13 protein-coding genes and 1 pseudogene are annotated in these 14799 nt (G+C 38.8%); 5 read left to right on the plus strand and 9 right to left on the minus strand.

From position 1 onward, the window contains the following. Positions 1–158: 158 nt before the first annotated feature. The 3 genes from PQ456_RS16765 to galE form a co-directional block, all read right to left on the minus strand. Positions 159–1322 (minus strand): iron-containing alcohol dehydrogenase, encoded by a 1164-nt coding sequence (locus PQ456_RS16765; RefSeq protein ID WP_273613320.1) that lies wholly within the window; start codon positions 1320–1322, stop codon positions 159–161. Positions 1323–1608: 286 nt separating this feature from the next. Next, positions 1609–3216: a UDP-glucose--hexose-1-phosphate uridylyltransferase gene (locus PQ456_RS16770; RefSeq protein ID WP_273613321.1), complete on the minus strand. Its 1608-nt coding sequence runs from the start codon at positions 3214–3216 to the stop codon at positions 1609–1611. Next, on the minus strand, positions 3209–4201 hold the full coding sequence (gene galE, locus PQ456_RS16775) for a UDP-glucose 4-epimerase GalE (RefSeq protein ID WP_273613322.1): 993 nt from the start codon (positions 4199–4201) through the stop codon (positions 3209–3211). The genes PQ456_RS16770 and galE overlap by 8 nt, the downstream gene beginning before the upstream one ends. Positions 4202–4586: 385 nt before the next feature. Between galE and PQ456_RS16780 the strand changes: the two genes are divergently transcribed. From PQ456_RS16780 to PQ456_RS16790, 3 genes are all read left to right on the plus strand, one after another. Beyond that, positions 4587–5450 carry an AraC family transcriptional regulator gene (locus tag PQ456_RS16780; RefSeq protein WP_273613323.1) on the plus strand — a complete coding sequence of 288 codons (864 nt, stop codon included), beginning with the start codon at positions 4587–4589 and terminating at the stop codon, positions 5448–5450. A gap of 79 nt (positions 5451–5529) precedes the next feature. Next, positions 5530–6003, plus strand: coding sequence for a MarR family transcriptional regulator (locus PQ456_RS16785; RefSeq protein ID WP_273613324.1), 474 nt, complete (start codon positions 5530–5532; stop codon positions 6001–6003). 163 nt (positions 6004–6166) lie between these two features. Then, positions 6167–7414 carry an MFS transporter gene (locus tag PQ456_RS16790; protein WP_273613325.1) on the plus strand — a complete coding sequence of 416 codons (1248 nt, stop codon included), beginning with the start codon at positions 6167–6169 and terminating at the stop codon, positions 7412–7414. A 67-nt stretch (positions 7415–7481) separates the two neighbouring features. Here PQ456_RS16790 and mgrA read toward each other — a convergent pair whose 3' ends face one another. The 6 genes from mgrA to PQ456_RS16820 form a co-directional block, all read right to left on the minus strand. Next, positions 7482–8486: an L-glyceraldehyde 3-phosphate reductase gene (gene mgrA / locus PQ456_RS16795; protein WP_273613326.1), complete on the minus strand. Its 1005-nt coding sequence runs from the start codon at positions 8484–8486 to the stop codon at positions 7482–7484. A 104-nt stretch (positions 8487–8590) separates the two neighbouring features. Continuing rightward, positions 8591–9325, minus strand: coding sequence for an NAD-dependent protein deacylase (locus tag PQ456_RS16800; RefSeq protein ID WP_273613327.1), 735 nt, complete (start codon positions 9323–9325; stop codon positions 8591–8593). A 51-nt stretch (positions 9326–9376) separates the two neighbouring features. Next, positions 9377–10147, minus strand: a complete 771-nt coding sequence (locus PQ456_RS16805) for an HAD family hydrolase (RefSeq protein ID WP_273613328.1) — start codon at positions 10145–10147, stop codon at positions 9377–9379. A 50-nt stretch (positions 10148–10197) separates the two neighbouring features. Then, complete coding sequence (locus PQ456_RS16810) at positions 10198–11022, minus strand: alpha/beta fold hydrolase (RefSeq protein WP_273613329.1); 825 nt, start codon at positions 11020–11022, stop codon at positions 10198–10200. A 176-nt stretch (positions 11023–11198) separates the two neighbouring features. Next, positions 11199–11864 carry a bifunctional 2-keto-4-hydroxyglutarate aldolase/2-keto-3-deoxy-6-phosphogluconate aldolase gene (locus PQ456_RS16815; protein WP_273613330.1) on the minus strand — a complete coding sequence of 222 codons (666 nt, stop codon included), beginning with the start codon at positions 11862–11864 and terminating at the stop codon, positions 11199–11201. 27 nt (positions 11865–11891) lie between these two features. Then, on the minus strand, positions 11892–12854 hold the full coding sequence (locus tag PQ456_RS16820; RefSeq protein ID WP_273613331.1) for a sugar kinase: 963 nt from the start codon (positions 12852–12854) through the stop codon (positions 11892–11894). Positions 12855–13127: 273 nt separating this feature from the next. Here PQ456_RS16820 and PQ456_RS16825 point away from each other — a divergent pair, with 273 nt between their 5' ends. Together PQ456_RS16825 and PQ456_RS16830 are read left to right on the plus strand one after the other, a co-directional pair. Further along, positions 13128–14192, plus strand: coding sequence for an acyltransferase family protein (locus PQ456_RS16825; protein WP_273613332.1), 1065 nt, complete (start codon positions 13128–13130; stop codon positions 14190–14192). A 167-nt stretch (positions 14193–14359) separates the two neighbouring features. Further along, a pseudogene (locus PQ456_RS16830) lies at positions 14360–14599 on the plus strand (KGG domain-containing protein); the annotation flags it as partial. Positions 14600–14799 lie beyond the last annotated feature (200 nt).

The following is a 14799-nucleotide window of genomic DNA, read 5'->3' on the forward strand; positions in this document are numbered from 1 at the left end:
TTTCCACCATTTTTTGGCGTTATATCTATATTTACGTATTATTGGTAAGGAAAGTTTCATTTTTTTACGATATAGACAAAAAAAGCTGTTTATTCCTTATCATGACTGACAGGAATAAACAGCTCGAACATGTATGATTGTATTAATAAATGGAGAAATTATAGAGACATGCTATAGATTTTACGCACATCTTCTGCTTCTAACTTGTTAAAGTTACCAAATGCGCCAAATTTCATTGCTTTGTCTACCATTACATCGATTTGGCTATCATCGATTTCATAATCTGCTAGACGGCTAGGTGCATCGATTGAAGTCCAGAAGTCGCGCAATGCTTGAATACCTTCATTTGCTACTTCTTCATCGCTTTTACCTGTTGGATCTACATTGAATACATTCACTGCTAATTTAGCAAAACGAGCAGGATTCACTTGCAAGTTGTGTTGCATCCAGTTAGGGAACAAGATCGCTAGTCCACCACCATGAGGGATATCATAGACAGCCGATACAGCATGCTCAATATTATGAGTCGCCCAGTCTCCGTTGTAACCCATATTCACTACACCATTCAATGCCATTGTACCTGCGTACATTACAGTTGAACGTAATTCAAAGTTTTGTAGGTCATTGATCAATTTAGGTCCAGCGTCAATAACTCCACGTAGAATCGATTCACAGAATCCATCTTGAATATCTGTATTTTTTTCAGCATGGAAATAGTGTTCAAGTACATGAGACATCATATCTACGATACCATAGACTGTTTGATCTTTTGGCAAAGAATATGTGTTTTCTGGATCAAGAATAGAGAATGCTGGGAATGAATACGCACTACCCCAACCTAATTTTTCTTGTGTTTCTGTATTTGTAATCACAGAACCGCTGTTCATTTCTGAACCTGTTGCTGCCATTGTTAATACGGTACCTAGTGGCAATGCATCTGTAGGAGCTGCTTTGCGTTGTGCAAAATCCCACATGTCGCCATCATATTTTGCACCTACAGCAATTGCTTTGGCACAATCCAGTACGCTACCGCCACCAACAGCAAGAATTAGATCAATATTGTTGGATTTGCACAAGTCTACACCTTTGTGTACTGTGCTAAGGCGTGGATTCGGTTCTACGCCAGCAAGTTCAGTTACATTAGCTCCTGCTTCGTTCAAATAACCGATCACTTTGTCATATAGACCTGCACGTTTGATACTACCGCCACCATATACAAGCAATACGTTTTTACCGTAGTTACCTACTTCTCTTTTCAACTTTTCCAGTTGACCTTTACCAAAAATAAGACGGGTTGGATTATAAAATTCAAATGAATTCATTCAAAATGCCTCCTTGGGATATAACGATTAGTAGATAAAGTTATCCTTCTCTACACATATAAAAATACATCTAACACCTAAACTGTAGGATCACTGTTGTAATAAGTTATAAGTAAGTTACCGTTCCTCAGCCCTTTACAATTATATACCTTATACACATAAAAACAAAGTTTTCCGATCAAACTGCTTTTAACATCAATTTGACACAATTATATTTATGAAAACCATAAAAAAATCTACTACCTCTTATCATTACCCAGAGATAGTAGATTGACTAGCATATAATTTAACTTTTTAACACATAATTCATGCGAGTAATAAAACGACGGAACGCTTTGCGTCCTTCATCATTGCGTTTATATACACCTGCATGCTCTAAAATCTCAGCAAACTTCGTACCGACTTCATCTTGAATCGTTAATGTTGCTTGATCGTGATCCAGCTCTGTACCATATGCTTCTACCAAATGTTCAATCCATAACAAGTGTATGGCTAATGGATGGTCAGGTTGTTGTCTGATCATTTCCAATAAGGCGATATCTCCTGTCAAAATAGAAGCAATCTGATCCAATTCTTCTTTCAATCGACCTGGTAAAATCGCTAAGCCCATCACTTCAATTAATCCGATATTTTCACGCTTCAAATGGTGCATCTCAGGATGAGGATGGAAAATACCATCTGGATATTGTTCATTGGTACGGTTATTACGCAGTACAAGATCAATCTCATATTGGCCATCACGACGACGAACAATCGGAGTGACTGTATTGTGACGAACCGGTTCTCCATTTTGGATCGTTGATGCCAGAATATCCACTTCAGCGTCACTGTATTGTTTCCACGCTTCATAGATATCATTAGCTGAATTCAACAATAAAGAAGAATTGTTCGCACGTAGACGCACTACAGACATCGGCCAGTTGACCAATTCTAAAGTAATATCATCATGAACAGTATGACCATATACTTCCTCTACTGCTGCTTGTTCGATCGGGAATGTATGTCGTCCACCCTGAAAATGATCATGTGTTAGAATCGAACCGCCTACGATCGGCAAATCTGCATTAGAGCCAAGGAAATAATGCGGGAATTCATCGACAAAATCGAGCAAACGACGGAATGTATCTTTTGTTAATTTCATCGGTACATGATCATGATGCAGTACGATACAATGTTCGTTGTAATACACATAAGGTGAATACTGGAACAACCATGATTCTCCATTCAATTGTAGCGGAATCACACGTAAATTTTGTCTGGCTGGATGATTGATACGTCCGGCATAACCTACATTTTCGCGACACAACTGACATTTTGGATATGATGGTGGAGGCATTAATTTCGCCAAAGCAATTTCGGCTGACGTCTTCTCAGGCTTAGATAGATTGATCGTCATTTCCATTTCACCATAGGAAGTTGGTTGTTTCCAATATACATTTTTGGAGACACGATCCATCCGAATATAATTAGAATTGATCGACAATTGATAAAATTCACTTGTTGCTGATTCAATGCCTTCACGATCTAATGTATCGAAAAAATCACCTGTTACTTCAGATGGACGAGCCATCAGTAGTCCCATAATTTCTGCGTCCATCAGATCACGGTACGTATCTGTATTTTCAGCTAGTAACCCGATACTATACGCATAATCGATCAACGTATCTAACATGACTTGAGGTTCTGCTGCTGCTTGTCCTTGAGCGACCATATGAATAGCAGGTATATCTGGATTATAAGGCTCATCGAAATGGAATTGTTTTAACAATAGATTCCGTCCGTAATCGATATCTGCACCTTTAATCAATCCTTTATCAAATGCGAACTTAATCAGTTCATCTATCGCAAGTAATGCACTATTTTGTTCTGTTGTACGTTCTACTGGATTACTCATGATCACCATATCCTTGTGGATGAGATTCGTGCCATTGCCATGCACCACTGATAATATCTTCTAATTGATTATAAGAAGGCTTCCAACCTAGTACAGAGCGTGCTTTTTCTGAAGAAGCTACTAATACTGCTGGATCACCACTACGACGTGCTTCAAATTTCACAGGAATATCGCGTCCAGTCACTTTGACCGCTGTCTCAATCACTTGTTTAACCGAGAATCCCTGACCGTTGCCTAGATTGAATACATTGCTTGCACCATCATTGTTCAAATACTCTACCGATTTGATATGAGCATCTGCTAGATCACTTACATGGATATAATCACGTACACATGTGCCATCTTCTGTTGGATAATCTTCACCGAATACCGAGATAAATTCGCGTTGACCTAGCGCTGTCTGTAGTACCAAAGGAACCAAATGAGATTCTGGACGATGATCTTCTCCAATTTTGCCACTGATATGTGCACCTGCGGCATTGAAGTAACGCAATGCTACATAACGAATACCATGTACTTTATCGAACCAATTCATCATGCGTTCCATCATTAACTTGGTTTCACCGTACACGTTAGCCGGTTCTGTACGATCGCTTTCTTCAATAGGTACTTTTTCCGGTTCGCCATACGTTGCCGCTGTTGAAGAAAATACGATTTTTTTCACGCCTGCTTGTTGCATAGCATCTAGTAGACACATGGCTCCGTAGACATTGTTATCATAATATTTGAAAGGATTCTGCATACTTTCGCCTACTAATGAGCTGGCTGCAAAGTGAATGACTGCTGTAATTTCATTTTCTGCAAAAATACGTGCTAGCAATTCTTTATCACGTAGATCACCTTCATACAATGTACCACCTAACAGTGCTTCACGATGCCCTGTCAATAAATTATCAATCACCACTACTTCTTCTCCACGCTCTAATAAATCTGCTACCGTATGCGATCCGATATAACCTGCTCCACCTGTTACTAATATTGCCATTTCATTCGCCTCCTAATAGTAGTATATCCGCTGATGTCTAGTGTAACGCTCTTTTGTGAAGAGCATATAAACAACAGATTTGCACAATACATTGATTTGAGAAAAGCTGATACTGATCTATATGTAGATCATAATGAGCAGTATCGATGTGACCTTATGTCTTTAATGACTAATTATGATTATACTGAATAAATATACATTTTGCGCAGTGTTATCCAATAAAAGATACTCTTTTCGCCTTTATTTGCTTTAAAAAATATGTTTTTGAATCTTTAGCTTGAACTAAGTATACTATATGAATATCATAAGATGTAATGAATAGATGTGTGATCTATATGGACAAATGTGACTTCGGCTTTGGAATAGTCAAAAGGAGTGCTTTGTAATGGCAACCGCCAAAACGTATCAAGTTTCACCTAATCCTATTTTTCATGATCAAGGAGCTTTGTATGTATTGTTTGCTGGAGAAAGTCAGACTGCTCCTGATCATCGACTGGGTCCCAAAATATATGATTATTATTTGCTTCACTATATCGAAAGTGGTCATGGACAATTTATTACTGAAGAACGAACGTATCATCTTTCTAAAGGCGATCTATTTTTGATTCATCCGGGTCAACTGGTTAGTTATATTTCAGATCAAGAGCAACCGTGGCATTATCGCTGGCTTGCTTTTGCCGGACAACATGCGACTCCTTTAGTAGAACAGGTAGGATTCACTCTACATGCTCCGATTGCTCGTTCTGGTGATCAAGAACGAATCGGTGCTTATTTGGAACAATTGCTTGTATCATTCGCCAGTCAAAAAGAAAGCTCTGATCTTGCCGCACTGGGATATCTTCATCTTATTTTGGCAGAGGTCAGTGAATTGATGATGCAACAGTCTGTACTCCCTGGCACGCAATCGATGACCCGTCGTATCGTTAAGCAAATGATTCATTATATGTCCAGTCAATATGCTCATCCTGTATCGATTGAAGATATGTGCAACAGTCTCGGTTATAATCGTGCGTATATGTCTCGCATTTTCAAAAAAGAAACAGGCATGACACCTGTAACCTATCTGCTCAAATTACGAATCGATAAAGCTCGTCAATTATTACGAGAACGTCCGGAGTTATCTACCCAACAGATTGCGGCATCGGTAGGTTTGACAGATGCTCTTTATTTTTCCAAACAGTTCAAACGATTTTATCAAGTGTCGCCTACTGGATATCGAGCTTCTGTTCATCAATACAAACATCAATAACCTAGATAGACGTAGATAGGCTCGTGATAGTGATCATAGGTATACAGAGACTATCATAACCGGGAGGAGACTATGAGATATGAATAAAAAAGAACAAGTACTTACTGATTTTCGAGACTTATTTAGTAAACTGGTCTGGCTAAATAAGCTTAAAATGGAAAGTACTCTTCATGATTATAAGCCTTCTGAAGTACACTGTATCGAATATATTGGTAACCATGCCGATGCAAATGTCACTAAGATGGCAGAGTCTATGTATATGACCAGAGGAGCCATTAGTAAAATCACTAAAAAGCTGATCGACAAACAACTGATCGAAAGCTATCAGAAACCAGATAATAAAAAAGAAATTTATTTCAAACTTACAGCGCAAGGAAGTCAAATCAAACAAGCGCATGATCAATTACATCAAGAATTTGAAGAACGAGATCAAGTCGTATTTGAACAAGTCACCGATGAACAATTTGATCATATGCTTCAATTTATACAACGATACAGTGACCATTTAGATGATGAAATTAAAAAGCTAGATCATAGTCCAAAGTCTGAATAAACAGATACAGTATCAAAATATAGGATCTATCCGAGACAACGACTCTTTCTCAAGAGCAAGTTGTCTTTTTTCTATATTTATTTTTGTTGACAAGGAAACAAAATAATAATATTATAAATTTGTTTCCTAGGAATCAATATAAAATCATAAGGAGAGATGACTATTGGCTACATCTCATCATGCACAACCTATCGAACCATCTGTAAATAAACATGCTTTACGCTTTGGACTGATTTCTGTATTTCTGTGCGGACTTGGATTCAGTATTATAACGCCTGTCGTGCCTTTTTTAGTTCAACCGTATGTCCATTCTTCATCAGAACAAGCGATTATGGTAACACTGTTGATGTCTGTATATGCTCTTTGTGTGTTTCTGGCTGCGCCTGTACTTGGAGCGTTAAGTGATAAATACGGTCGTCGTCCTATTCTGTTATTATGTCTTTTCGGTTCAGCTATCGGATATTTGATTTTTGGTATTGGTGGTGCGTTATGGGTACTGTTTGTAGGGCGTATAATTGAAGGAATCACAGGGGGAAGTATCAGTACAATCTTTGCTTACTTTGCAGACATTATACCTTCACAACAACGAACCAAATATTTTGGATGGTTAGGTGCGATTGTAGGTGTAGCGACTATCATCGGCCCTACATTAGGCGGATTACTCGCTAAATTTGATTATGCATTCCCTTTATACTTTGGAGCTGTTATCACGTTGTTAAATATGTTGTATGGATTCTTTTTTATGCCAGAAAGTCTTGCACAGCAACATCGACAACCAGAGATCACGCTACAAAAGTTAAATCCTTTTTCTCAACTTGCTAGTCTGCTTTCGACGAAATACTTGAGTCGATTATTGATATCTGCTTTTTTACTCTGGATTCCAAATGGATCTTTGCAAGCGATCTTCTCTCAATTAACGATAGATACATTTCAGTGGAAACCTGTATTGATCGGACTGATGTTTTCGATACTTGGTATTCAAGATATTATTTCTCAAGGTCTGATTATGCCCCAACTGTTGAAAAAATACACTGATCAACAAATCGTTACATTTGGTATGATCGCCGAAATTATTGGTTATGGACTGATTGCATTATCAATTGGATTCACATATTATCCTCTTTTTATCGCAGGGCTGTTTGTATTTGGCTGTGGTGATTCTATTTTCGGACCTGCATTTAACGGAATGCTTTCCAAATCTGTCGATGCAAGTGAACAAGGGAGAATTCAAGGAGGAAGTCAATCGATCCAAGCTTTGGCTAGAATGATCGGTCCACTTATTGGAGGTCAATTGTATATTTTACTCGGTCATGCTGCTCCTGCTTGGTTGGGAATTATACTGATTGTATTAGCTATCATGGTTCTACACAAAGGGGTAAAGACTGTACAGCAAAAAGGCTTTGGAACGTAACCACGTTCTAAAGCCTTTTTAACTTAAAAATGAAAAATAATTATATTATTCAAATTCCTACTATACATTACTTATTTTCGTCTGCTTGCAAAATCGAATCGATACGATCCAATTCAGCTTGAGTAAAATCAAGATTGTTTAGTGCAGCTACATTTTCTTCAATCTGAGAAACACGACTTGCACCGATAAGAGCAGACGTTAATTTGCCTCCACGTAATGCCCATGCTAATGCTAATTGAGCTAGACTTTGCCCACGCTCCGAAGCTACTTCGTTAAGAGCTTGTGCTTTGCGAATACTTTCCGGTGTAATCGAATCTTCACTTAAAAAGACAGACGAACCGGCTGCTCGTGAATCTTCAGGTACACCGTTCAGATATTTGCTCGTTAACAATCCTTGTGCTAGTGGACAGAACGCAATACTTCCTGTACCTGTTTCTTCCAGCACATCTTGCAAACCATCTTCGATCCAACGATTAACCATAGAATAATTAGGCTGATGAATAGTTAATGGTGTACCTAATTGTTTTAAGATAGAAGCCGCTTCTCGTGTCTGTTCTGCGGAATAACTAGAGATTCCTGCATACAAAGCTTTACCCGAACGTACAGCATAATCTAATGCCATCATCGTTTCTTCTAAAGGAGTCTCTGGATCAAAACGATGAGAGTAGAAAATATCAACATAATCTAGTTTCATCCGTTTAAGACTCTGATCTAGACTGGATAATAAGTTTTTGCGAGAACCCCATTCTCCATAAGGGCCTGGCCACATATAATAACCGGCTTTGGTCGAAATAATCATCTCATCTCGATAAGCCGCAAGATCTTGCTTCAATACTTGTCCAAATGTTTCTTCTGCCGAACCAGCAGGAGGGCCGTAGTTATTCGCTAGATCAAAATGCGTAATTCCTATATCAAAAGAACGTGTGATCATTTCACGACTGTTCTCATAGACGTTAATTCCGCCAAAATTATGCCACAATCCTAACGAAATCGCTGGTAATTTTAATCCCGAACGACCGCTACGATTGTATTTCATCTCTTCATAACGCTTTTCTGAAGCTACATAGACCACAATAACCCCTACCCTTCTTCAAGCAAAATAGATATATTCACATCTTCCAAATCATAGCGTAAGCGTTACCATTATGCAAATAAATTCATTTCGCTAAACTTATATTAGAGGCGCTGTTGTACTTGCTCCATCACACTGCCCATTGGATCGGTAATCAATAAATCAGCATGACGATCATGACCTGTCGGTGAAGCATTCAGTAATACTGTATGTTGACCACGGAAATAAGAAACCAATCCTGCTGCTGGATACACAGTTAGCGAAGTCCCCCCAATCAACAATAAATCCGCTTGAGATAATACCGCCACTGTCTGCTCTAATACAGCTTGATCCAATGATTCTCCGTATAATACAACATCCGGTCTGATCACTCCTTGATCAATAGGACAACGTGGCACTCCTGATTGAGCCAAAACATCTTCTAATGTATATTGTCGCTTACATGTTGTGCAGTAATTACGATGAATAGAACCATGTAATTCCAACACTTTTTGATTACCTGCCATCTGGTGCAGACCGTCTATATTTTGTGTAATAATAGATAATAATTTGCCTTGCTTTTCTAACAAAGCTAATACATGATGTACCGGATTAGGCTTAGCTTGTGGATGGATTAATTTACTGCGATAAAATTCAAAAAATAACTCTGTTTCTTTTTCAAAAAAAGAACGGCTTAACATTTCTTCAGGCGAATATCCTCTTTTGCCATTTTCACTATATAATCCTTGTGCCGAGCGAAAATCCGGGATACCACTTTCTGTCGATGTTCCTGCTCCACCGAAAAAAACAATTTTTTTGGATTGTTGTATCCATTCTGTTAATTGTTCTATGTTATCCATTATTGTATGCTCCTCTCTGCTTCCTTTTATCTATCTTATTATCATGATTTATTACTTGATTATACTAAGCTGATCATAATGCGTAATAATGATATGAGCATCTGGCAATTCGGTATGAGCTGATTGTTCAGAGGAACTGATACCAATACAACAAGGCACACCCGCATTCTGCCCCATCTGCATATCTGCATTACTATCGCCGATCATTACTGTCTGAGTCGGTGAAATACCCAAACGTTCACAAGCTGTATAGACCAGATCAGGTGCTGGCTTGCTTTGTTGTACTTGATCACTGCCGATAATATGTTCAAAATAACTTTCCAACCCACTCCAACGAAGATGCTTTACCGCTTCAGAAGTCCAATCTGCGGTAATCACTGCAAGTGGAAGCTGTACTGCGCGACATTGTTCTAGAAATGGAAGCAGTCCGGGCAATGGTTGCACCGGATGTTCCTTTTCAATATGTTCTATAGCAATATCACTGAATCGACGAATCTGAGCTATCGCTTGATCCCATGGTGTACCTGTAGCATATAACTGCCATGCTAGTATCGCGGTAGATTCTTCGACAGAAGCCATCGCGAGCGGGCCACAACGGTCATAATCGATCAGATGACCTTCCTGATTATAGCGAGTACCAAATACATGCTCTCGATCTCCTGTAAAAGTATGACCACTTGCTTGCAAATGATTCTCGATCTGGGTCAACATACGTTCAGCCCATGATCCCCATAACTGCATAAAATCAAGCAATGTGCCATCTTTATCAAATAAAAGAGCATCGCAATCCACTTGTTGTGTTCCAATTTGCAAACGTACCATTGACATTTACCCCTTTAGCTACAGGTATCTAGAACGTTTTATCGAAATCCTTACTTTTTGGTGGCAGATTTTGAAGTGGTCGGAATTTCTTTCATCCAGCCAAGAATAGTGTTTACCGTCTGCTTACGTTGCTCGTCTGCATCAATTTGAGCAGGAAGATCATCTTTTTGCTCTCCGTAGCTACCGAATTGAGCATGATTACCACCTTCAATACTATAATAAACCGTTTGTTGCGGTAAAAAAGCACGTGCCGCTTCATACGTATCTTTTTTGAGCAATCCATCGTTAGAAGCAGTAATTGATAGTACAGGGATATCTGTTTTTTGCAAATTTCCTTTTTGCTCTGGATAAGAAGCTAGGAAAAATACACCGGCTATATGATCCAGATGCGCTGCTGCATAACGAGCTGCAAAAACGCCACCTAATGAATGACCACCAATAACAAATTTTTCATCAGGATGGCGATCAATCACAGCTTGCGCTGCATCGGTTTTGAAAAAAGCAAAATTAAACGGCAATTTCATAATGTATACCGTATGCCCACTTTTAGCTAGATCATGAGCGAACACGCTATACGCTTCTGGCTTGACTCTTGCACCCGGATAAAAAATAATGCTATTTCCTTTAGGTTTGGCATTGCTAAATGATATCCATTCTTCTGTATCTTGCACTGCAATCTTGTCAGTTCCAGAGACTAAAGCTTGCTCAGCCTGACTTGTTGGCGTATACGGGGTAAATACATACCATGCCGCCGCTCCTGCTGCAAGAATAAGCACAATAAGAATAACGAGTAGAATTTTACCGATCTTTCCAGCTCGACTGCGCTTACGTGTACTACCATAACTTCCAAATTGATTACGATTCTTTCTAAACATAAATCTGTGAGTCCCCTTCCACATTCATCCTAGCGCTATATAAAGCAACAGCCCGTTTCCTTCGCAGGACAACAGGCTGCTTCTTATGTGATTATATCATGTTAGGGAATCATTGTTTATTTTTAAATAGTCTATCATTTATGCACACGTCTGCATTTTTTATGAAGACTAAACCTTTATTGCTGCTTAGCCTGATAGAAAGCTTCCATATATTGTTCTGCTTTTTGGCGTACCAGACTGTAATCACCTGTTTTGAGTGCTTCTGTCGTTAGATCTGAACCGATTCCTACAGCGACAGCTCCTGCTTTGACCCATTCTCCTAGATTAGCTAAGGATACACCACCGGTAGGCATAATATTGGCTTGAGGCATCGGTCCTTTTAACGTTTTGATAATAGATGGATCATACAGGTTGCCCGGGAATAATTTGACGATATCGACACCAAGTTCAAGCGCATGTTGGATGCCTTCAAGCGTAGTCACCCCTGGTAATACAGGCACACGATATAAGTTGCAGATTTTGACCGTTTCAGGATTCAATGAAGGCCCAACAACAAATTCTGCTCCTGCCATAATTGCAGCGCGTGCTGTCTGTGGTTCTAGTACTGTTCCTGCTCCGATAATCGCAAAGTTTTCTGACGCATCTGCTTTCCAGCTATACATGCGACTTAATTTTTCGATGGCTTTTAATGCACCAGGCACTGTCATTGTAATCTCAATAATTTTGATTCCACCAGCAATGGCTTGTTCTGCCATGGTAAACACTTGATCTGCTGAATCTCCACGTAGCACAGCTACAACGCCGTTATCGACTATTTTTTGAATTAGTTGTAATTTTTTCATCGGTATATGCTCCTTTAGTTTGTAAATTTAGCGTTCGATATGAACTTTGTTGTTCAGCTTCGCTTCTACCTGCTCATGAGTCGGTAATGCTTCCCAATCGCCTACAGCTTGAATCACCATAGAACCATTTAGATTACCCAGACGTACAGCTTCAATCACTTCATACCCGCGTAACAATCCAACAATAAATCCAGCGCAGAATCCATCTCCTGCTCCTACAGTATCTAATACACGTTCTGCTTTGAAATACGGCACTTCTAACTTCTGCCCTTGATCCAACACATAGGTCAAATTAGGTCCGCCTTTGACAATACAGACTGCTGATAATGCATTCAGACGTTCAAAAATCTGTGTTTCATCTTCAGTTTCATACAATAAACTCAGTTCATCCAAACCTGGTAAAAAATAATCACATTGCTCGGCTAAACGCAATAATACAGGACGCGCTTGTTCGATACTCCATAATTTGAGACGCAAATTGGGATCAAAACAGACTTTGACACCTGCACGTCTAGCGATCTCTATCGCTTTCTCTACAGTTGCCAGCCCGGATTCACTAATAGCTGCTGTGATTCCTGTAACATGTAATATTTTAGCTTGGCTGATATACTCTGCGTCCAGATCATCTGGAGTCATCCGACTAGCTGCTGAATGTTTGCGATAATAATGAACCGAAGCATGACCGGATACATTTTCTCGTAACATCAACCCTGTCTGTTCTCCTTCTGCTAGCATTGAGCGAGACACATCTACGCCTTCACCACGAATTGCTTTTTGGATCATACGCCCTAACGGATCAGCGCCAAGACGACCGAACCAACCGACTGTATGCCCTAAGCGAGCAATACCAATCGCTAGATTACTTTCAGCACCGCCAAATGATTTGTGTAGATTGGCAGCGTACTCCAGACCACGAGAGTCATTCGCAGTCATCAACCCCATAGACTCACCGAAAGTGACCACTTCCGGGTAAGTATGCTGATTGTTCATTGTTAAGCCTCCTGAGTGCATCAAATATCATGCGTAATATGTAGCTGGTCATATTTACCATTGTCGCAACCGCTTTCTTTGTTGTCAATGACATAGCTTCATCATATATACACAATTTTAACGATAGATACCGTTTTCAATTGTGAATTAAATCACAATATTAAAAAGTTTTTTGTTTTATTTTTAAAGTAAATTATAAATACCATTGAACACACTCTATGTAAGGTCACTATGGCGACTGGATAGATCATATATATTTAGGAGGAACAACAGATGAATTCGTCAATAAAAACCCATACCTCTACGTTGAATACTATAGGAGAAACGTATTTTTTAAATATACGATTTTTGTTAATTGTATGTGTAGTGGCAGGCAATTTATTAGAGCCACTTATTCAGCAGTCTGTCTGGGCACATACTATCTTTTTATGGATTTTTTCATTTCATATGCCTTTGTTTGTATTGGTAACCGGTTATTTTGCTCGCTTCAATCTACAGGGACCCGCAGGTAGCAAAGTATTACGTCATATTGCTCTTCAATATGTATTATTTCAAAGTATCTATTCTCTACTCGATTATACTATTTTTCGTGTTCCTCATATTACTCATTCTTTTTTTGCTCCTTACTTGTTGCTATGGTTTTTGGCAGGTCATATCGTATGGCGTTTGTTGCTCATTTCGCTACGCACTTTTACATTCAAGCAACAACTTATGATCTCTCTAGCACTTGGATTAGGTGTAGGATTACTTCCTGTAGACGGTGTGTGGCTTGCTTTATCACGAACGTTGATTTATTTTCCTTTCTTTATTGTAGGCTATCATATGAATGTAGATAAAATGATGAGTTTCTTCTATAGTTACCGACACTGGATAGCCATTTTTTCTTTTGCTTTATTAAGCGTAGTGTTTTATATGAATCTTCCGCTTTCGATCGGATGGTTTTATGGAAATCAGACTTTTGTGCAATTAGGTGTAAGTGCAGGTGATGGACTTTTCTATCGGATGTGTATGTACATTCTTCAATGTATCGCTTCGATTGGTTTTCTAGCTATTGTGCCTCTGTATGCTCATTATATAACTGAATTAGGTAGACGAACATTATATGTGTTTTTGTTACATGGTCTTTTAGTCAGAGCTATCGAAACGACAGGAATCTTACATCATCTGAATACACCTGTAGAAATCATAATCCTGTTGATCTTTGCTGTACTGGTGGCTGTAGTATTAGCTCAACCGCAGGTCAAATACTGGACTTCAAAATTGGTGGAACCTTCTATTCCTCAGCCGTTCTACTCTATGATTCATTATGTTCAAAGACATACTTTATTTCAAAAATAATAACGGTCTATAACAGGGAAAATAAGGATGATTTTATAGCTTAATCTTATATTTTTTTCCAACTCATTCCTTATTTTTCGTTTCACTATAAATGAGACGGGTAAGTAACGGATAAGTATACATGGCGTTCCATGCTTACACTTATATGAATAAGGAGTGATTTGGTGATGGCACAGAATAACAACAACGGCAAAATGAGTCGTGAAGAAGCAGGTCGTATGGGTGGCCAGGCAACCTCCAAAAAACATAACAAACAATTTTATCAACAGATCGGCAAAAAAGGCGGGGAAGCTACTTCTGAGTCTCATGACAAAGAATTTTATCAAGAAATTGGTAAAAAAGGTGGCGAAGCTACTTCCGAATCTCACGACAAAGACTTTTATAGAGAAATAGGTAAAAAAGGCGGCAGTCGTTAATACCATAAAAAGCAGACTTTTCCATTAATGGTGGAATGTCTGCTTTTTTTTCGCATTTCTTTTGCATTTTATTTTGTTTTACTACAGATTTAATATATATTCGCTAGAAAAAAGCTAACACATATGATAGACTCTATAGAAAACTTCCGCGTAATTCGTATCTGTATACTACATTATGCAAGACTTTTTTA

This window comes from Paenibacillus kyungheensis, assembly GCF_028606985.1.
In the GTDB taxonomy this organism is placed as follows: Bacteria; Bacillota; Bacilli; order Paenibacillales; family Paenibacillaceae; genus Saccharibacillus; species Saccharibacillus kyungheensis.

What these genes read in the sequence shown, in the direction of transcription:
- PQ456_RS16765 (WP_273613320.1), bottom strand. Translation starts at nt 1,322, where the DNA reads ATGAATTCATTTGAATTTTATAATCCAACCCGTCTTATTTTTGGTAAA.
- PQ456_RS16770 (WP_273613321.1), bottom strand. Translation starts at nt 3,216, where the DNA reads ATGAGTAATCCAGTAGAACGTACAACAGAACAAAATAGTGCATTACTT.
- galE (WP_273613322.1), bottom strand. Translation starts at nt 4,201, where the DNA reads ATGGCAATATTAGTAACAGGTGGAGCAGGTTATATCGGATCGCATACG.
- PQ456_RS16780 (WP_273613323.1), top strand. Translation starts at nt 4,587, where the DNA reads ATGGCAACCGCCAAAACGTATCAAGTTTCACCTAATCCTATTTTTCAT.
- PQ456_RS16785 (WP_273613324.1), top strand. Translation starts at nt 5,530, where the DNA reads ATGAATAAAAAAGAACAAGTACTTACTGATTTTCGAGACTTATTTAGT.
- PQ456_RS16800 (WP_273613327.1), bottom strand. Translation starts at nt 9,325, where the DNA reads ATGGATAACATAGAACAATTAACAGAATGGATACAACAATCCAAAAAA.
- PQ456_RS16805 (WP_273613328.1), bottom strand. Translation starts at nt 10,147, where the DNA reads ATGGTACGTTTGCAAATTGGAACACAACAAGTGGATTGCGATGCTCTT.
- PQ456_RS16810 (WP_273613329.1), bottom strand. Translation starts at nt 11,022, where the DNA reads ATGTTTAGAAAGAATCGTAATCAATTTGGAAGTTATGGTAGTACACGT.
- PQ456_RS16815 (WP_273613330.1), bottom strand. Translation starts at nt 11,864, where the DNA reads ATGAAAAAATTACAACTAATTCAAAAAATAGTCGATAACGGCGTTGTA.
- PQ456_RS16820 (WP_273613331.1), bottom strand. Translation starts at nt 12,854, where the DNA reads ATGAACAATCAGCATACTTACCCGGAAGTGGTCACTTTCGGTGAGTCT.
- PQ456_RS16825 (WP_273613332.1), top strand. Translation starts at nt 13,128, where the DNA reads ATGAATTCGTCAATAAAAACCCATACCTCTACGTTGAATACTATAGGA.